Raw genomic sequence first — 18,071 nt, forward strand, 5'->3', positions numbered from 1 at the left:
AATAAAAAAGCCGGCTAACTGCCGGCTCTTTCAGTTTAAATCAGCCCTTTTTCGGGCTCAAGTTTAGGCGCAATGGTCGTCAGGCGCTTAATCAAATAATTGAGCAACACCCCGTACATCGGCACAAACAAGCCCAGGCTAATAATCAGCTTGAAGCTGTAATCCACCAGCGCGATCTCAACCCAGTTTGCGGCCATAAACGGATCCGGACTGTTGTAAAAGGCAATGGCAAAGAAGGCAATTGTATCCAGCGCATTGCCAAAAATGGTTGAGCAACTCGGTGCGACCCACCACTGCTTGGTCTGTCGCAGGCGGTTAAAGACCGAGACATCCATGATCTGTCCCAGCAGATAGGCCATAAAGCTGGCTATCGCAATCCGGGCCACAAACAGATTGAATTCTCCCAGGTGCGACCACCCCTGGTACTCACCTTGATAAAACAGTACCGACAGGCCATAGGAAATGGCCAACGATGGCATCATCACCCGCAGAATGATTTTGCGTGCCATTGCCGCACCAAAGATCCGGACCGTCAGATCTGTTGCCAGGAAAATAAACGGGAAGGTGAACGCGCCCCAGGTAGTATGGAAACCAAAAATAGTGAACGGCAATTGCACCAGATAATTACTGGAAGCAATGATCAACAAGTGGAAGACAACCAGGAACGAAAGGGCTTTGCGCTGCTGCGCGAGAGAAAATTGAGATACAGTCATTATCAGACCTTTTTGTCATTGGGGGAGAGGGAACCCAAAACACTACCGCCAGGCTCTCATACCTGGCCGCAGCAACCGAAGCGGTGATTATACATTAACCACTTTGGTTGCCTAGCCAGAAAAGAGGTCCCCAAAGAGACGCAAACGATTACTGTCTGACCAAGCCAATTTTACGACTGGCGATAGCCCAGCAACGAAGCCACAAACTGCAGTGTTTCCCTATCATCAGGCGATAACCACTCCAGCCATAGGGCACCGGCATAGTGCTCTCCCTTGAGCATCAACCGGCAGCCTTCGAAATCAATCAGCCAGACATGCAGATCGGCATTAAGCTCACGCTCGATCACGCTGGCATCAATTTGCTGCAGCAGCTGTGCAGCCACCTCGGAGAAGTTGTCAAAATCAAACTCGGGACCGCTGATCAATAGCAAACCCTGTTCCAAATCCAATTCTCGGCACACAAACGTCAGTATGGTATTCGAGGGTGATTTCGGGGTCGAAGAGGACATTGATTATTCCTTTTTATCCATGGCAAACGCAGTAACATGTCGTCACCGCGACTTTCCTGTAACCAAGTGTTTCTATGCGTATCAAGCAATAAAGGAGCTATAGCCAGCTGCATTCGTTCATGTTTTTATAGCTTCGTTGCCTGGTTACACGAAAAACGCATCCCGTCGTTTCCGTTTTGCCGGGCAGCAGGTGAAATTAACATTCTCACCAAATACGCAAGCTGTTTTGTAGCGAACAGAACATACCCTGTTATGTTTCTTAAACGCATTTATACCGGACTCGGACAGTCCGGTATTTTTTTATCTTTCATCGACCCCAGCCATCAGGTGATCTTCGATCACGTTCAAGAACGCATTGCCGTATTTCTCCAGCTTACGGTGGCCAACCCCGTTCACAGCCAGCATTTCACCGGCCGAGGTCGGCAGCATTTCTGCCATCTCCATCAGGCTGGCATCATTGAAAACCACATACGGCGGCAAGTCTTCCTCGTCGGCAATCGCCTTGCGCAGCTTACGCAGCTTGGCAAAGAGCTTCTTGTCGTAATGACGATTGGCCAGCTTGTCGCTTTTTGCGCTGCGAGCCGCAATATCAAGCCGTGGCACGGCCAGTTCCAGCTCGACTTCGGCCCGCAGCACGCCTCTGGCTTTTTCGGTCAGCTGCAGCGTCGAGCTACGGACAATACTCTGAACGAGAAAGCCACGGTGTACGAGCTGGCGCAAGATACTGACCCAAAACTCATGGCTGTGCTCGCGGCCGATCCCATAAGTACTGAGCTTGTCATGACCATGTTCGCGAATACGCTGGTTCTGCATCCCGCGCATCACATCAACCACATGGTTGATACCAAAACTCTGGTTCACCCGGTAGACACAAGACAGTGCTTTCTGGGCCACCTCGACAGCAGCAAAACGCTTCGGCGGATCAAGGCAAATATCGCAGTTGCCACATGGCTCCTCGCGGTATTCACCAAAGTAGTTCAACAGTACCTGCCGGCGGCAGGTCTGGGCTTCGGCAAACGCCCCCATTGCATTGAGTTTATGGCTCTCAACCTGTTTTTGCGGCCCATCTTCCTTCTCATCAAGGCAGCGGCGCAGCCAGGCCAGATCCGAGGGGTCATAGAACATCACGGCCTCCGCAGGTAAGCCGTCACGACCAGCCCGGCCGGTTTCCTGATAATAGGACTCGATATTACGTGGAATATCGTAATGTACGACGAAACGGACATTGGGCTTATTGATCCCCATGCCGAAAGCCACTGTCGCCACGACAATATGGATGTCGTCACGCTGAAAGCCTTCCTGTACCTGTGCCCGGTCATAATGGTCAAGCCCGGCATGATAGGCGGCTGCCCGGATCCCGCTCTCACACAGCTTCTCGGTAATTTGCTCAACCCGTTTTCGGCTATTGCAATAGACAATCCCGCACTGGCCCCGTACTCCGCTCAGGTAACGGGTCAGCTGCGACATCGGCTTGTATTTTTCCTGCAGGGTATAACGTATATTCGGTCGGTCGAAACTGCCAAGATAGGTATGCGGTTCCACCAGGCTCAAGCGGGACACGATATCATTACGGGTGGTCTCATCAGCCGTGGCAGTCAGTGCCATGATCGGCAGCTGGTCAAAATGTTGCTTCAGCGCTCCCAACGCAGCATATTCAGGCCGGAAGTCATGTCCCCACTGGGAAATACAGTGCGCCTCGTCAACGGCGACCAGACTGAGCGGCATATCCGAAAGACGCTCGAGAAAGTCCCGGGTCAGCACACGCTCCGGTGAAACATACACCAGCTTGACCTCGCCGCCCTGCATCGCCCGGAATGTCTCCTGCATTTCATCACGGCTCATCGTCGAGTTGAGATAGGCGGCAGACACACCGTTGGCATTGAGCTGATCGACCTGATCTTTCATTAATGAAATCAGGGGAGAAATCACGAGCGTCAATCCTTCGCGCATCAGCGCCGGGATCTGGTAGCAGAGCGACTTTCCCCCGCCGGTCGGCATGATCACCAGGCAGTCCTGCCCTTGTACGACGGCTTCAATCACCTGCTGCTGGCCGGTTCGGAACGTCTGGTAACCAAACACATCCTGTAAGATCTGCTCACTGGCGAAGAGAGTAGTTGGCTGACAAACCGCGGCGCTGCTAGATGACATAAATCGACTCTTTAATTGACGAGCTGGCTATTCTATACCAATCAGATCGCCGATGTGAACGGTACGTGCCGTTCGCTACCCGCCAGACGGTCGTGATCCGATTAACTGGAAAGTGACTCTCAGATCGCCTCCAGGCGTTTTCACTCTTCCCTCACACTTCGTTATGACTGATGGCCCGTGTTCATTCATAAAAGTTCCGGATGACATCCATCTTGAACACGTTTTATACTGCTTGCGCATACTTTTTTAGAAAATCCATTTAATAATATTAAATTTTATAAAATAACCCTAGAGATCTATGGACGAACAAGCCAAACAAACCCAGCGAGGGGTCTTACTTGCCCTTGCTGCCTATACGATGTGGGGGATTGCCCCTATTTACTTTAAATCCCTGCAGCACGTCAGCCCGCTGGAAATTCTCAGCCACCGGGTGATCTGGTCGTTTTTCTTCCTCGCCGGCCTGATCATTATCGGCAAGGGCTGGGGTAAAATCCGGGCCGTGCTGGGCAAACCCAAGACGCTGCTGATACTGGTTGCCACCGCCTTTCTCGTAGGTGGTAACTGGCTCATTTTCATTTGGGCTGTCAACAACAACTTCATGCTCGATGCCAGCCTGGGTTATTACATCAACCCGTTGTTCAATGTTGTACTAGGCATGTTATTCCTGGGAGAGCGCCTACGTCCGCTCCAGTGGCTGGCCGTGGTACTGGCAGCCTGCGGCGTGGCTGTCCAGCTGTTCCAGTTCGGCTCCCTGCCCTGGATCGCCCTCGCACTGGCTACCAGCTTCGGCCTCTACGGGCTACTGCGAAAAAAGGTCAACTTGGATGCCGAAACCGGCCTGTTCATGGAAACCTGTGTCTTGTTTCCCCTGGCCTTGGTTTACGTGCTTTTTGTCGCCGACAGCCCTACCGCCGACTGGCGTGCCAACCCGATGAATACCAACCTGCTGCTGATGGCTGCCGGGATTGTGACAACCTTGCCGTTGCTCTGTTTTACCGGCGCAGCAACCAAGCTTAAACTGTCGACACTGGGGTTCTTCCAATACATCGGTCCAAGCCTGATGTTCCTACTGGCAATCACGGTATATAACGAAAGCTTTACCCTGGACAAGGGCTACACATTTGCCTTCATCTGGGGAGCACTGCTGCTGTTTAGCTTCGACGGCATCAAAGGCCACCGTAAAGCAAGGCAACACGCCCGCGCCAGCTAGAACTCGTTGGCGGCTTGTCACTTTTTTACAAGCCGCCAGCCATCGTTTATGTTCTACTGATGGCCTCGCTTGAATTGACCAACGCTGTGTGCCAACTGCACCAGATCTATCATGGGGATCAGGATGAATACAGTCAGCCACCGCAAATCCTGTATTGATGACATCAGCCTGATTGATGCCCACTACCAGAACTTTGCCTTCAAGCGCCACTATCACCTGGACTACCACCTTGGTTTGATCACCGCCGGGCAACAGCAATACTATTTCAACGGAGCCAGCCATCAGGCGGGGGCCGGCCAGCTGGTGATCATGCCCCCCGGTGAAATTCACGACGGTCAGCCAGAGCAGCAACAAGGCTACAAGGTGAAGGTATTCAGCATCACCCCAGACTGGCTCGATCATCAGGCCTGCGAGCTGTCAGGCAATTGTCAGGTATACTTCCCTCAGCATAATGTGACTGACAGCCAGCTGTTTTGTCAGCTCAGTCAGCTCCATACCCAGCTAAGCGATCCCCATTTCCCACAGCTGGCCAAAGACTGTATGCCAATAGAGTACTTTTCCCAGTTCATCAGCCGCTATAGCCAAATCCGTCCCCAACACGTGGTACCTCTCGGCAGCAAAGATCTGCTTCAGCTGCGGGACTACCTGATGGCCAACCTAGATCAGAAAATTAGCCTCGATAACCTCGCGGCCCTGTGCGAACTCAGCCCGTCCCAGCTATTACGCCAGTTCAAGAAAGCAACCGGCATGACCCCCTATGCCTGGCTGGCCCGGCTACGGCTGGAACATGCCATGGCCTTGCTCAAGGCCGGATACAGCTGTACGGATGTCGCCTACCACGTCGGCTTTTACGATCAGGCCCATTTCACCCGTACTTTCAGGCTGACCTTCGGGGTGGCACCATCGGAAATTAAATAGCAGCGACTATTAATTTTTTACAAGCGCTTCCGCTCTGGCTAGGGCATGCTGGCACACGTTGTTCTCCAACCAGATGAAAAGCAAGAAATGAACGAAATAACGCCCCTTCTCACCTTACTGACCGTCCATGTGATCGCCCTGATGAGCCCGGGACCGGACTTTGCCCTGGTAGTTCAAAATGCCGGGCGCCACGGACGCCAGACCGGGATCACCATCGCGCTGGGATTATCCCTGGGGATCCTGCTGCACTCTATTCTTAGCCTGACCGGTGCCAGTCTGTTGATCCACCAGCAACCAACTCTGTTTGCGCTATTACAGGCCGTCGGTGGCGGTTACCTGCTCTGGCTGGGGATCGGAGCCGTCAAAAGCGTGCTGCGGCCACTGTGGAATAAATCCGACCAGCCTTCGTCCGGTGTGGCCACTATTACCAACACTGGCCGCCAGCCGTTGCTCGATAACCGCAAGCAAGCACTGGCAAGAGGGTTTACCACCAATATTCTCAACCCCAAAGCCCTGGTCTTTTTCCTCAGCTTGCTGTCTACCCTAGTGCCCGCCAGTATGTCCATCACCGGCAAAGTCACTGCGATCGGCCTGCTCTGGCTCACGTCTTTCCTGTGGTTTGCGATGCTGGCCTGGCTCCTGACCGGACAGCGGCTCCAGCAGAAGCTACAGCAGTGGACACCGTATATCGACGCCATGTGCGGCCTGCTGTTTGTCAGTATCGGCAGTATGATATTGCTCAATCTGGTGCTTTAGCTCTGCGTCGGCAAGCAATAAATTGTTGATTGCGAGCACAAAAAACGTGCAATAATTCGACAGTTCGCCGTTCCGCTCTTACGCTATTCGAGCCCCGTATGCGAAAAAGGAACGAGCTATGGAATGGAAGACCTCCCGTCTGGCGATAGCCCTGGCAACCTGCCTACTGGTATCACCAGCCTCCAGCAAAGAGCCCAGCAAACAAAGTGCCGACGACGTTGCCCCGGAGGCGACAACCGGGATCAGCCGCCAGCAGCAGATCAGCGGCAAAGACTGGATGGTGGCTTCTGCCAATCCCTATGCCAGTGAGGCCGGGGCAGCAATCCTGCGTCAGGGCGGCAATGCCATTGATGCCATGGTCGCAACCCAACTGGTGCTCGGGTTGACTGAGCCGCAATCCTCCGGCATCGGCGGCGGGGCCTTCCTGGTGTACTGGAATGCGAAAAAAGAAAAACTCACGACCTTTGATGGCCGGGAAAAAGCCCCCTATGCCGTCACGCCACGACTATTTCAGGATCAGCAAGGCCAACCGCTGGCCTTCTTCGATGCTGTGGTCGGAGGCCGCTCCGTCGGTACGCCGGGTACGGTCAAGCTCATGTGGTACACCCACCAACGCCACGGCAAGCTGCCTTGGCGCGACCTGTTCCAGCCGGCTATTACATTGGCTCGCGAAGGGTTCGCTGTCAGTCCTCGGCTGGCGAAGCTGGTTGCCAACGACCAGAAAAACCTCCAGCGCTGGGAGGCGACCAAAGCCTATTTCTTCAATCCTGACGGCAGTCCGCTCCAAGCCGGACAAACCCTCACCAACCCAGCCTACGCAGATACACTAAGCCTAATTGCCGAACGCGGTGCCAGCGCCTTCTACCATGGCGAGATAGCCAAGGACATCGTCAGCACCGTACGCAATGCCAAGGGTAACCCCGGTGTGCTAAGCGTGATGGATCTGGCAACCTACCAGGTCAAAGAGCGAGAGCCGGTCTGCGCGCCCTATCGCCAGTTTGAAATTTGCGGCATGGGCCCACCCAGCTCCGGTGCGCTGACCCTCGGCCAGATCATGGGAATGCTGAGCCACTATCCGCTCGACAAAATGGGCCGCAATGATATCAACAGCTGGCGCCTGATCGGGGACGCCTCGCGCCTGGCCTTTGCCGATCGCGGACACTACATGGCCGACAGCGACTATGTGCCCATGCCGACCAAAGGCCTGCTGGCGGATGACTACCTGGAACAACGTGCCGGATTGCTCAAGGGCAAAACAGCTCTTGCGGCGGCTAAGCCGGGCCAGCCGGCCTGGTCACACGCCATACGCTATACCATGGACGAGTCACTGGAGCTGCCTTCCACCAGCCACTTTTCGATTGTCGACAAGGATCGCAATGTGGTTTCCATAACCACCACGATTGAGAATGGTTTCGGCTCAAGACTGATGGTGCGCGGCTTCCTGCTCAATAACGAGCTGACCGACTTCTCATTCCGCAGCCATATTGACGGTAACCCGATAGCCAACCGCATTGAGCCTGGCAAACGCCCGCGCTCTTCCATGGCGCCCACCATCGTAATGAAAGAAAACAAGCCGTACCTGGCTCTCGGATCACCGGGTGGCAGCCAGATCATCGGCTTTGTCGCCAAGACGCTGATCGGCTATCTCGACTGGAACCTCGATCTGCAGCAGGCAATCAACCTACCCAATATGAACAACCGCTTCGGCGCCTTTGAACTGGAAAAAGGGACCTCGGCCGAACAGTGGGCACCCAAGCTGGAGCAGCTCGGCTTCGAGGTGAAGATAAAAGATCTGAACTCCGGTATCCAGGCGATCCGGATTGATGGCAGGCAGCTGACCGGCGCCGCCGATCCTCGCCGGGAAGGTAAGGTCGTCGCCAAGTAGCCCCGAGGATAACGGCACCTCCCAACATACAAGCAACGGGAAATGGCCTCCAACCAACAAAAAGCCCGCCGTGCAATACGCATAGCGGGCTTAATATCTTTCGCGGGTTAGCCACCAATACGGAGGCAGCAGATTACATCGGCTGCAGCTTGGCGTACTGGGTCACCAACCACTTGATCCCTTCACCGTTAAACGCAACCTGCACCCTGCTCTGGGCACCGCTGCCTTCAAAGTTGATGATCGTGCCCTCGCCAAACTTCGAATGTTGAACCCGCTGGCCAAGGCTAAAACCAGTCTGGTTGAAGTTGTCGTTGACCTGCGCCTGGCTGAACCGGCCGCTGCTGGCCGGCCGCGATACCTGTGCCTTCATTCGGACTTCTTCCACGTACTCGGTCGGGATTTCACGAATAAAGCGGGACGGTTTATGGAAGTTGTCCTTGCCGTACAGACGACGCATTTCGGCATAGGTAATATACAGCTTCTGCATCGCGCGGGTCATGCCTACGTAGCACAGGCGACGTTCTTCTTCCAAACGCCCGACCTCTTCGGTGGTCCGAGAGCTCGGGAACATCCCTTCTTCCACGCCCACCATGAAGACCACCGGGAACTCCAGTCCCTTGGCGCTGTGCATCGTCATTAGCTGCACCGCATCCTCAAAATCATCCGCCTGTCCTTCTCCGGCCTCCAGCGCCGCGTGTGAGAGAAACGCCGCCAACGGGCTCATCTCTTCAGCCTCTTCCGGCACCTCGAACTGGCGAGTCGCCGTGACCAGCTCTTCCAGGTTTTCGATACGCGCCTGGGCCTTTTCGCCTTTTTCCTGCTCGTACATTGCCCGCAGGCCGGAATTGCGGATCACTTCATCGGTCTGCTGGAACAGCGGCAGGTCACGGGTATCATCTTCCAGGGCATTGATCAGCTCGATAAAACGACGCAGTGAATTCGCTGCACGGCCTGCCAGCACCTGCTCTTCCAGCAGGGCGACACTGGCCTGCCACATCGTAGCACCACGGTCACGGGCCGCCATGCGGATCGTTTCCAGTGTGCGGTCGCCAAGCCCCCGGGTCGGAGTATTGACCACCCGCTCAAAAGAGGCATCATCATTGCGGTTCGACATCAGGCGCAGGTACGCCAGCGAGTCTTTGATTTCCTGGCGTTCGAAGAACCGCATACCGCCATAAATCCGGTACGGCAGGCCAGCCTGGATCAAGGCCTCTTCCAGCACCCGGGACTGAGCATTACTTCGGTACAGGAAGGCCGTTTCATTTAACGTACCACCTTGCTCGCGCCACTCCTTGATCTTACCGACCGCAAACCGCGCCTCATCCAGTTCATTGAAAGCCGAATACAGGGAGATCGGTTCGCCTTCTGCGCCCTCGGTCCACAAATTCTTGCCCATACGCTCGTTGTTATTGGCAATCAATTCGTTGGCAGCATTGAGGATATTGCCGGTCGAGCGGTAGTTTTGCTCAAGGAAAATCGAAGAAGCATTGGTGAAATCACGCAAGAAGCGCTGAATATTTTCGACCTGCGCGCCACGCCAGCCATAAATCGACTGGTCGTCATCGCCGACAATCATCACATTGCAATCTACCCCAGCCATCAGGCGCAACCAGGCAAACTGGATGTTGTTGGTATCCTGGAACTCGTCGACCAGAATATGCTTGAAGCGCGCCTGGTAATGCTCGCGAATGTGCTTGTTGTCGCGCACCAGCTCAAAGGCCCGCAACAATAGTTCAGCAAAGTCGACCAGGCCGGCACGGTCGCACGCTTCCTGGTAGGCGGTATACAACCGTAGCCAGGTCTGCTCGACCGGATCATTGAAAGTGTCAATATTGGCAGGGCGTAGACCTTCGTCTTTCTTGCCATTGATATACCACGCCGCCTGGCGGGCCGGCCAATGCTTCTCGTCAAGATTCTGCGCCTTGATCAAACGGCGCAGCAGGCGCATCTGATCGTCAGAATCAAGAATATTGAAATCATCAGGCAGGCGCGCATCAAGATAATGGGCGCGCAGCATACGGTGGCAAAGACCGTGGAACGTGCCGTTCCACATTCCGGCAGACGAGCCCTGCATCAGTTCGTTGATCCGGCCTCGCATCTCGGCCGCCGCCTTGTTGGTGAAGGTCACCGACATGATTGAATACGGCGAGGCCTGCTCAATCTGCATCAACCAGGCGATACGATGGACCAGTACGCGGGTTTTACCACTGCCCGCTCCGGCCAGAACCAGGTGATTACCTAGCGGCGCAGCCACCGCCTCTCGTTGCTTGTCATTAAGGCCATCTAACAGGAGTGAAGCGTCCATCGTTACCTACTGGTTATTTATACAATGCTGATGATTATACCCAAACCGTCTCAATATGCGAGATTCCAAGCTTTCCCGGCGGATTGAATGGCAGAAAAAGACAACCCGATGGCGCTCCGCCACCCCTAAGTACAACCCGAATTTATGGCCCCGTGATTAATTAACTCACCAGATTCAATCTCTTGCCCGAGAATTTTTGTTCTATGCTTGGAAATGGCGAAATGTTACACGCCAGAAAAAAAGTTAAGAAAGAGTGAAATTAAAATCCGGTTAGCCCTTTCTTATGTTCCGAGAGCGCCAATAAGCGCCAGCAACAACAAAAGGAAACGTTGCTGCAAGCAGCAACAGTCAGCGTAATTAAGAGGAATGATTATGAAGAAGACAACCAATATCGCCCTAGCCAGTGCCGTAACGGGTCTAATCGCGCTCGCAGGAACGGCTATGACCGCATCAACCGCCGTTGCAGCAGAAGCCAAAGAGAAGTGCTACGGCGTGGCGAAAGCGGGTAAAAACGACTGTGCCACCAAGACCAGCTCATGTGCCGGTACCGCCAAAACCGATGGCCAGAAAGATGCCTTCATCATGGTTCCCAAGGGCTTATGTGACCGTTTGGCCGGTGGCTCAACCTCATCATCTTAATCCCCCCCAACTATACCGTTAGTTCAAGCGAAGGAATGATTATGAAGAAAACCAACGTAGCCCTTGCCACTGCCGTTACCGGCCTGCTTGCCTTAGCCGGTACTGCGATGACTACCTCGACCGCTGTTGCCGCCGAAGCCAAAGAGAAATGCTACGGCGTGGCCAAGGCAGGCAAGAATGACTGCGCCACCAAGACCAGCTCATGCGCCGGTACCGCCAAAACAGATGGCCAGAAAGATGCCTTCATTATGGTACCCAAAGGACTGTGCGACCGCTTGGCCGGTGGCTCAACCGAGGCGAAATAATTGAATCGCTTAGCACAGCAACAGGTGGTTGGGGTGGGGTTACGCTCCCCCCACATCACCCAGATTATCGAACAGCAACCGGATATCGGCTGGCTGGAGGTGCACAGCGAAAACTATTTCATGGCTTCCTCTACCGCCCGCCAACAACTGCGGCATATCGCCGAACACTATCCCATTAGCTGCCATGGGATCGGGCTATCCCTCGGCTCTGCCGATCCGCTGGATCGCCAGCATCTGGTTCAGCTCAAGCACCTGGTGGACGAAATCAACCCGATTGCGGTATCGGACCATCTCAGCTGGAGTTCGGTCGACGGGCAGTTTTTCAATGATTTGCTGCCACTGCCGTATACCGAAGCGGCACTGCAGCACTTCTGCCGCAAAGTCGAGCAGGTACAGGAGTTTCTCGGTCGCCAAATGCTGATCGAAAACCCGTCCAGCTATTTGAGCTTTGCCCATTCGGAAATCCCCGAATGGGAGTTTCTGCACCAGGTCCAACAGCGCACCGGTTGTGGCTTGTTGCTTGATCTCAACAATATTTATGTCAGCGCCTTCAACCACGGCTTTGACTGCGACCAGTACATTGCTGCACTTGATGCGACGGCAGTGCAAGAAATCCATCTTGCCGGCTTTACCGTCAAGCAATTTGAGGACGGTGAAATCTGGATCGATACCCATAGCAAACCAGTCAGCGAGCCAGTATGGCAGCTCTATCGCCGCTGGGTACGGCAACATGGCTTAACCCCAACCCTGATTGAGTGGGATCTGGATATCCCGGAGCTGTCCATCCTGCTTGCAGAAGCCGACAAGGCACAGACCATCATTATGCAGGAGGCGCAGCATGGACAAATCCTCATCCCCTGACCGTTATCCTGATCCTGATAACAAACTACACCAACTGCAGCAAGACTTTGCCGCCGCCCTGCATTACCAACCTAGCGACGTGACGGCACAGATTGCTAGCGGCCGGTTTCCCGCCGAACAGCTGATCCAGATCTACCGCAATAATTTTATTATCAGCCTGTCGGAAATTCTCGAGGTGGTGTATCCGTGTGTCAAAGCGGTGGTCGGTGACGAGTGCTTCAGTCAGCTGGCCCGCCAGCACGTACTGACCCAGCCTCTGCAGCAAGGCGATGTCAGCCATTATGGCGAAGGCTTCAGTTGCACCATCAGCAACCAACCAGCTGTGATTGAGGCGGTACCTTATCTGGCTGATTTAGCGAGCCTAGAATGGTATCTCGACCGCGCGGCACACGCTCCGGCCATCAACCGTCCGTTTCCGTTTCACAAGCTGGGGCAACTCACCGAGACCAACCAGCCCCAGCTACGGCTTGAGGTTCCGGAACCGACATTCTGCCTGGACTCTGACTACCCGGTAGCCAGTATCTGGCAGATGATCACCGATAACCAGATTAAAGAAGTCGATCTCAACCAGCCAGAATCTGCGGTGATCCAGCATCGCCCGGACAGGATGCTGGTATTAAACACCCAGCCGGACGCCACCGGACTGATCCGGCTCAGCCAGCAGCAAGGCTGCCTGGGCGATGCCTCCGAGCCAATGCTGGCCATGCTCGGCGAATTGGTCCAGCAACATATTTTTTCCGATATTCACGGTCTGCCAGAGGGAGAGTGAGCATGCTAAGTTTCATTAAACAAATCGATAGCATCGGCCAGCGTATCGTCGAGCCACTGATCCCATTGCTATTGCTATTTACCCGGCTCTGGGTCGCCTGGGTATTCTTCAAATCCGGAATGGTGAAATATTCCAGCTGGGACAGTACCTTGTACCTGTTTGAGTATGAATATCAGGTCCCTTTGCTGCCCTGGCAACTCGCCGCCTACATGGGCACGGCCGCAGAGCTGATCCTGCCGGCCTTTATCGCCATAGGCCTGTTTACCCGCCCGATGACCCTGGTGCTGTTCGTCTTCAATATTATTGCCGTGGTATCTTACCCGCTGCTATGGGAAAAGGGCTTCTTTGACCATCAGCTATGGGGCATGATGATGCTGGTCAATATCTTCTGGGGAGCCGGCCTGATCTCGCTCGACAAGCTGATCAGCAGTGAGCCCAAACAAAGCTTAATCGAATAGCCGCCCACCGATAGATCAAAAAAGGCGCCCTCTGGGTGCCTTTTGTTTAACTCTCTTTGATGGCAGCTTGCGTTATACAGAGGCAGCTTAAACCAGTTCCAGCAGCTGCGCGAGAGTGTGAATCTCCACATCCGGCAGCCACTTGGCCTTTGGCTCACTATGCAGCTGACGCTGTTGATCATTATACCAACAGGCCTGCAAACCATGTTGCTTGGCCCCACCCACATCCGTCACCAAGTGATCGCCGATGTGGAGGATATCCTGTGCCGGTAGCCCCAGCAGCGCCACTGCCTGGGCAAACAAATCCGGCTCCGGTTTGGCCAGGCCGTCTCGACCCGCAACCAGTACCCGGGAGAAATACTGCCCCAGGCCAATTTTATCGGCATCGACATTGCCGTTGGTAATCGCCAATAGCGGCATCTTCTGTCCCAGCTCGGCTAGAACCCGATGGGTTTCCTGCGGCACATCCACCTGATTGCGAACCGCCAGCACCACATCCAACCCGTCTTGCGCGGCCTGCTCGGCCCGAGCCAGCGAATACCCCAGTTGCATAAGACCAATCTTGAGTAGCTCATAGCGCCATAAGGTCACATCGTGGCGCAGAAAAGGATTCTGAGCCAACAAGCGCATTTTTAGCTGATGCCAGTCTTCAGGTGCCACCTGATGACTACACGGGTGATTGTCAGCCAGCCAGTCATGCATTGCCTGCTCAGCCCGCCGGATCACCGGCCGGTTATCATACAGGGTATCATCTAAATCAAACGTCAGCGCCTTCGGCGACTGGAGGTTGCGGTAAAACTGCATGGCAGCCCTCTGTATCAATTACTCGAGCAATGGCTCGCCTTGGTCGCGTCAGTATCAACGCTTGCCACGTTTCGCCCGCGGGTGGGCTTCATCATACACCTGTGCCAGATGCTGAAAGTCGAGGTGGGTATAGATCTGGGTCGTCGACAGGTTAGCATGTCCCAGCAGTTCCTGCACGGCCCGCAGATCCCCGCTGGACTCCAGCATATGGGTCGCAAAGCTGTGACGCAGCTTATGCGGATTAATATGGCTGGAAACCGCCTGTTTCTGCCCCCATTCCGCCATTCGCTTCTGGACATTGCGATTAGAGATCCGCTGACCCAGCTTGGAGACAAACAAACCCGGCTCGCCACCAGCAGCCAGTTGCCCCCTGACCTTCAGCCATTGGCCAACCCATTCCCGGGCCAAACCCGCAAAAGGAACAATACGCTCTTTATCCCCTTTACCTATCACCCGAATATCGCCCTTGCTGAGGCTGATATCACGCACATCGAGATTCACCAGCTCTGACAGGCGCAAACCGGCACCGTACATCAGCTCCATCATCGCCCGATCACGGATGGACAAGGGATCATCCTCATCCACGCTTAGCAGCTGGTCCATCTCGTCAACATCGAGATTCTTCGGCAGCGGCCGGGCCTTGCGTGGTGCGGAAACCCCTTTGGCCGGATTGGCCTTAAGCACGCCTTGGTGCACCAGGTAATCAAAAAAGCTCCGCAAAGCAGACAGCCGCATCGACAGGCTGCTGGCCTTAAGACCATCACGCATCCCTTTACTGGCCAACTGGCGAACCCAACCGGCATCGACCACCCGCCAGTCACTGACCCCCAGATCCACCAGCTGCTCGGCCAACGTGGTTAGCTGACGCTTATAGTTCTGCTGGGTGTGCAGGCTCAGCTCGCGCTCACTGCGCAAGTACTCATAAAATCGCAGAAGCGGCTTTTCAAGGCCAGAAGGCAACGGGCTCAATCAATCACCTCGCGGGTATATTCCCAGTGATGGATCAAACGAGTCAGCACCAAGGCCAGCTGCTCAACGAACAAGGTGTCCATCGCAGGCTGAAAATGGCCACCATCAATACTGGCAAAGCTCAGGACGCCAATTTGATGCTCGATCCCAAGCGGCAGCACCACAAACGACCCCAGCTGCGGCGGCTGCTCGAACAACAGCTCACTTTCCTGTTTTCTCAACCGGCCGAGATAGACCGGACGCTGCGACAGGTGGGCAACACGGAAACTCTCGAACGCCTTGCGGTCCAGAAACAGCTTGTCATCCAGGCTGTCAAACAGACGCAAGCTACAGTCCAGCTGCAGCTGGCTACTGAGCTCTTCCAGGATCACCAGGGCCTGATAGATATTATGGGTCTGGAAGAGTTGCTGCTGGGCACGGGCAAAAGTGTCAAAAAGCTCACTATTTTTGCCGGCAGCCGCCACAAGGTTACTGATCTCGCCTTCCAAATCGCGCACCCGGTGGCGCAGTCTGTCGAGCTGGATCTCTACCAACGAGACCACCCCGCGCTCGCTATGGGAAACCTGCAATTGGGTCAGCAGTTCTGGCTGGCGGGTAAAGAAATCAGGATTGTTCAGCAGAAACTCAGCCACCGCCTGATCGGTCAACGGGGTGTCTGCCACCATCGGCAGCTCATCCAGTTGGGATACATCTGTCATAATACTATTTGTCCATCAAAGACATGCGCAACCGGGCCTGTCATATAAAGTGGTTTACCGATACCGGCCCAGCGAATATGGAGATCGCCGCCGGGCAACGTCACTTTGACATTTTCACCAAGCAGGCCCTGTACCTGGCCAACAGCTACCGCCGCGCAGGCACCGCTACCGCATGCTTGGGTTTCACCGGCCCCACGCTCGTAGACGCGCAGCTTCACCTCACCCCGCGAAAGCACCTGCATAAAGCCGGCGTTTACCCGCTCGGGAAAACGCTCGTGGGACTCCAGCAACGGGCCCAAGGTATCCACGTCAGCGGTATCGACATCATCCACCACGGTCACGCAGTGAGGATTGCCCATACTAACGGCTCCGCAGAACACGGTTTTATTATCCGCACGCAAGATATAGGTTTTCTCATACTGTTTGGCACGGAACGGGATCTTGGCCGGCTCGAACTCCGGAACGCCCATGTTCACGGTGACCTGGTTGTCATTTTCCAGTTTCAGCACCATTTTGCCGCCCTTGGTACTGACCGAAATATGGTACTTGTTGGTCAGCCCCTTCATCCAGACGAAGCGGGCAAAACAGCGCGCACCGTTACCGCACTGCTCCACCTCGCTACCGTCGGCGTTGAAGATCCGGTAATGAAAATCTGTCTCCGGATCATAAGGCGGTTCAACCACTAACAGCTGGTCAAAACCGATCCCCCGATGGCGATCGGCCAGCCGTCTGATGGCGTCTGGCGAAAAAAACACATTCTGTGTTACGCAATCCACCACCATGAAATCATTGCCCAAGCCATGCATTTTTGAAAAATTGATCTGCATGATGTCCCTTATCGTTATTCTGGCAACAGGTGCTCAGACTGCCACAGTTGCTCCAGCGTTTCACGCTCGCGGACAACATGGGCATGCTGACCATCCACCATGATCTCTGCTGCCCGTACCCGGGTATTATAGTTAGACGCCATCACGAAGCCATAGGCACCGGCCGAACGTACCGCCAGCACGTCGCCCGGCTCCAGACACAAGGCGCGATCTTTACCGATGAAATCCCCGGTTTCGCAAATAGGGCCGACAAAGTCATACACCTGTTCCTCGCCGTCACGCGGGGCCACCGGCACGATATCCTGCCAGGCTTGATACAGCGTCGGGCGGATCAAGTCGTTCATTGCCGCATCGACAATCGCAAAGTTCTTGTGCTCGGTATGCTTGAGGTATTCAACCCGCGTCAGCATCACCCCGGCATTGGCGGCAATCGCCCGACCCGGCTCAAATACCAGTTCCAGCTCAGGGTGAGCGACCAAACGGTCAAGCAGTGCCTTGGCATAGCCAGACGGCTGCGGCGGCTGCTCATCACGGTAGGTCACCCCAAGCCCCCCCCCCACATCGAGGTGATCGATAGCAATACCTTCGGCCTTCAGGGTATCAATCAGCGCCAGCAGGCGGTCGGTTGCATCAATGAACGGCTCGATGTCGGTCAGCTGAGAGCCGATATGGCAGTCCATCCCGGTCACCTGCAGGTTCGGCAGGCTATGGGCCAAACGGTAGACTTCCGGGGCACGGTCAAATGCAATGCCGAACTTGTTGTCACGCAGGCCGGTTGAGATATACGGATGGGTCTTAGCATCAACATCAGGGTTGATGCGCAGCGAAACAGGCGCAACTTTGCCCAGCTCAGCCGCGACGTCATTCAAGCGGATCAGCTCAGGCTCTGATTCAACATTAAAACACTTAATGCCCAGCTCCAACGCCCGCTTCATTTCAGCCGCCGTCTTGCCGACCCCGGAAAATACCACCCTGGCCGGATCGCCGCCAGCCGCGACCACACGCTCCAGCTCACCCTGTGACACAATATCAAACCCCGATCCCAGGCGAGCCAGTACGTTCAATACCCCTATGTTCGAGTTTGCCTTCACGGCATAGCAAATCAGGTGCGGATGGTTTGCCACCGCCTGGTCAAAGGCGTGCCAATGGCGCTCCAACGTCGCCCGCGAGTACACATACAAAGGTGTACCATAACGCTCAGCGAGTTCAGTCAGTGCAATGTCTTCGGCCCATAGCTGGCCGTCTTGCTGGTAATTAAAATAGTCCAATGTTGTCTCTTCCCTGTCGAATCGCTGTA

At 54.9% G+C, this 18,071-nt stretch carries 18 protein-coding genes; 9 read left to right on the top strand and 9 right to left on the bottom strand.

From position 1 onward, the window contains the following. Positions 1-35: 35 nt before the first annotated feature. From MD588_RS20115 to recQ, 3 genes are all read right to left on the bottom strand, one after another. Positions 36-713, bottom strand: a complete 678-nt coding sequence (locus MD588_RS20115; RefSeq protein ID WP_265699462.1) for a 7-cyano-7-deazaguanine/7-aminomethyl-7-deazaguanine transporter — start codon at positions 711-713, stop codon at positions 36-38. 170 nt (positions 714-883) lie between these two features. Continuing rightward, positions 884-1,222 (bottom strand): DUF3630 family protein, encoded by a 339-nt coding sequence (locus tag MD588_RS20120; protein WP_265699463.1) that lies wholly within the window; start codon positions 1,220-1,222, stop codon positions 884-886. Between the two features lie 300 nt (positions 1,223-1,522). Next, on the bottom strand, positions 1,523-3,370 hold the full coding sequence (gene recQ, locus MD588_RS20125) for an ATP-dependent DNA helicase RecQ (protein ID WP_265699464.1): 1,848 nt from the start codon (positions 3,368-3,370) through the stop codon (positions 1,523-1,525). 298 nt (positions 3,371-3,668) lie between these two features. Here recQ and rarD point away from each other — a divergent pair, with 298 nt between their 5' ends. From rarD to ggt, 4 genes are all read left to right on the top strand, one after another. Further along, positions 3,669-4,580, top strand: coding sequence for an EamA family transporter RarD (rarD, locus tag MD588_RS20130; protein ID WP_265699465.1), 912 nt, complete (start codon positions 3,669-3,671; stop codon positions 4,578-4,580). 123 nt (positions 4,581-4,703) lie between these two features. Beyond that, positions 4,704-5,498 carry an AraC family transcriptional regulator gene (locus MD588_RS20135; protein WP_265699466.1) on the top strand — a complete coding sequence of 265 codons (795 nt, stop codon included), beginning with the start codon at positions 4,704-4,706 and terminating at the stop codon, positions 5,496-5,498. Positions 5,499-5,585: 87 nt separating this feature from the next. Then, complete coding sequence (locus MD588_RS20140; protein WP_265699518.1) at positions 5,586-6,254, top strand: LysE family translocator; 669 nt, start codon at positions 5,586-5,588, stop codon at positions 6,252-6,254. Positions 6,255-6,372: 118 nt separating this feature from the next. Then, positions 6,373-8,139, top strand: coding sequence for a gamma-glutamyltransferase (gene ggt / locus MD588_RS20145; protein WP_265699467.1), 1,767 nt, complete (start codon positions 6,373-6,375; stop codon positions 8,137-8,139). A 133-nt stretch (positions 8,140-8,272) separates the two neighbouring features. Here the strand turns inward: ggt and uvrD are convergent, their stop codons facing one another. Next, complete coding sequence (gene uvrD / locus MD588_RS20150; protein WP_265699468.1) at positions 8,273-10,444, bottom strand: DNA helicase II; 2,172 nt, start codon at positions 10,442-10,444, stop codon at positions 8,273-8,275. Between the two features lie 372 nt (positions 10,445-10,816). Here uvrD and MD588_RS20155 point away from each other — a divergent pair, with 372 nt between their 5' ends. The 5 genes from MD588_RS20155 to MD588_RS20175 are packed head-to-tail and all read left to right on the top strand — an operon-like array spanning position 10,817 to position 13,476. After that, positions 10,817-11,083, top strand: a complete 267-nt coding sequence (locus MD588_RS20155) for a BufA1 family periplasmic bufferin-type metallophore (protein ID WP_265699469.1) — start codon at positions 10,817-10,819, stop codon at positions 11,081-11,083. A gap of 41 nt (positions 11,084-11,124) precedes the next feature. After that, positions 11,125-11,388 (top strand): BufA1 family periplasmic bufferin-type metallophore, encoded by a 264-nt coding sequence (locus MD588_RS20160; protein WP_265699470.1) that lies wholly within the window; start codon positions 11,125-11,127, stop codon positions 11,386-11,388. Further along, positions 11,389-12,249 carry an MNIO family bufferin maturase gene (bufB, locus tag MD588_RS20165; protein ID WP_265699471.1) on the top strand — a complete coding sequence of 287 codons (861 nt, stop codon included), beginning with the start codon at positions 11,389-11,391 and terminating at the stop codon, positions 12,247-12,249. It begins immediately after the preceding gene. Beyond that, the gene (locus tag MD588_RS20170) at positions 12,227-13,018 is read left to right on the top strand and encodes an HvfC/BufC N-terminal domain-containing protein (protein WP_265699472.1); all 792 of its coding nucleotides are present in this window, start codon (positions 12,227-12,229) and stop codon (positions 13,016-13,018) included. Before bufB ends, MD588_RS20170 begins: the two co-directional genes overlap by 23 nt. A 2-nt stretch (positions 13,019-13,020) precedes the next feature. Then, positions 13,021-13,476 carry a DoxX family protein gene (locus tag MD588_RS20175; protein WP_265699473.1) on the top strand — a complete coding sequence of 152 codons (456 nt, stop codon included), beginning with the start codon at positions 13,021-13,023 and terminating at the stop codon, positions 13,474-13,476. Positions 13,477-13,563: 87 nt separating this feature from the next. On the opposite strand, the gene yigB is transcribed toward MD588_RS20175, so the two are convergent. Genes yigB through lysA form a run of 5 tightly spaced genes read right to left on the bottom strand, consistent with a single transcriptional unit; the run spans position 13,564 to position 18,042 of the window. Then, the gene (yigB, locus tag MD588_RS20180; protein ID WP_265699474.1) at positions 13,564-14,280 is read right to left on the bottom strand and encodes a 5-amino-6-(5-phospho-D-ribitylamino)uracil phosphatase YigB; all 717 of its coding nucleotides are present in this window, start codon (positions 14,278-14,280) and stop codon (positions 13,564-13,566) included. A gap of 54 nt (positions 14,281-14,334) precedes the next feature. Continuing rightward, positions 14,335-15,249, bottom strand: coding sequence for a tyrosine recombinase XerC (xerC, locus tag MD588_RS20185; RefSeq protein ID WP_265699475.1), 915 nt, complete (start codon positions 15,247-15,249; stop codon positions 14,335-14,337). Beyond that, complete coding sequence (locus MD588_RS20190) at positions 15,246-15,947, bottom strand: DUF484 family protein (RefSeq protein WP_265699476.1); 702 nt, start codon at positions 15,945-15,947, stop codon at positions 15,246-15,248. The genes xerC and MD588_RS20190 overlap by 4 nt, the downstream gene beginning before the upstream one ends. Further along, positions 15,944-16,774: a diaminopimelate epimerase gene (gene dapF, locus MD588_RS20195; RefSeq protein WP_265699477.1), complete on the bottom strand. Its 831-nt coding sequence runs from the start codon at positions 16,772-16,774 to the stop codon at positions 15,944-15,946. The genes MD588_RS20190 and dapF overlap by 4 nt, the downstream gene beginning before the upstream one ends. A gap of 14 nt (positions 16,775-16,788) precedes the next feature. After that, positions 16,789-18,042, bottom strand: coding sequence for a diaminopimelate decarboxylase (lysA, locus tag MD588_RS20200; protein ID WP_265699478.1), 1,254 nt, complete (start codon positions 18,040-18,042; stop codon positions 16,789-16,791). Between the last annotated feature and the right edge of the window lie 29 nt (positions 18,043-18,071).

It is taken from the genome of Photobacterium obscurum, assembly GCF_026191635.1.
GTDB classification, from domain to species: domain Bacteria; phylum Pseudomonadota; class Gammaproteobacteria; order Enterobacterales; family Vibrionaceae; genus Photobacterium; species Photobacterium obscurum.

Bases quoted from the DNA above. Each gene is read 5' to 3' on its own strand.
- MD588_RS20115 (WP_265699462.1), bottom strand. From the start codon at position 713: ATGACTGTATCTCAATTTTCTCTCGCGCAGCAGCGCAAAGCCCTTTCG.
- MD588_RS20120 (WP_265699463.1), bottom strand. From the start codon at position 1,222: ATGTCCTCTTCGACCCCGAAATCACCCTCGAATACCATACTGACGTTT.
- recQ (WP_265699464.1), bottom strand. From the start codon at position 3,370: ATGTCATCTAGCAGCGCCGCGGTTTGTCAGCCAACTACTCTCTTCGCC.
- rarD (WP_265699465.1), top strand. From the start codon at position 3,669: ATGGACGAACAAGCCAAACAAACCCAGCGAGGGGTCTTACTTGCCCTT.
- MD588_RS20135 (WP_265699466.1), top strand. From the start codon at position 4,704: ATGAATACAGTCAGCCACCGCAAATCCTGTATTGATGACATCAGCCTG.
- MD588_RS20140 (WP_265699518.1), top strand. From the start codon at position 5,586: ATGAACGAAATAACGCCCCTTCTCACCTTACTGACCGTCCATGTGATC.
- ggt (WP_265699467.1), top strand. From the start codon at position 6,373: ATGGAATGGAAGACCTCCCGTCTGGCGATAGCCCTGGCAACCTGCCTA.
- uvrD (WP_265699468.1), bottom strand. From the start codon at position 10,444: ATGGACGCTTCACTCCTGTTAGATGGCCTTAATGACAAGCAACGAGAG.
- MD588_RS20155 (WP_265699469.1), top strand. From the start codon at position 10,817: ATGAAGAAGACAACCAATATCGCCCTAGCCAGTGCCGTAACGGGTCTA.
- MD588_RS20160 (WP_265699470.1), top strand. From the start codon at position 11,125: ATGAAGAAAACCAACGTAGCCCTTGCCACTGCCGTTACCGGCCTGCTT.
- MD588_RS20170 (WP_265699472.1), top strand. From the start codon at position 12,227: ATGGACAAATCCTCATCCCCTGACCGTTATCCTGATCCTGATAACAAA.
- MD588_RS20175 (WP_265699473.1), top strand. From the start codon at position 13,021: ATGCTAAGTTTCATTAAACAAATCGATAGCATCGGCCAGCGTATCGTC.
- yigB (WP_265699474.1), bottom strand. From the start codon at position 14,280: ATGCAGTTTTACCGCAACCTCCAGTCGCCGAAGGCGCTGACGTTTGAT.
- MD588_RS20190 (WP_265699476.1), bottom strand. From the start codon at position 15,947: ATGACAGATGTATCCCAACTGGATGAGCTGCCGATGGTGGCAGACACC.
- dapF (WP_265699477.1), bottom strand. From the start codon at position 16,774: ATGCAGATCAATTTTTCAAAAATGCATGGCTTGGGCAATGATTTCATG.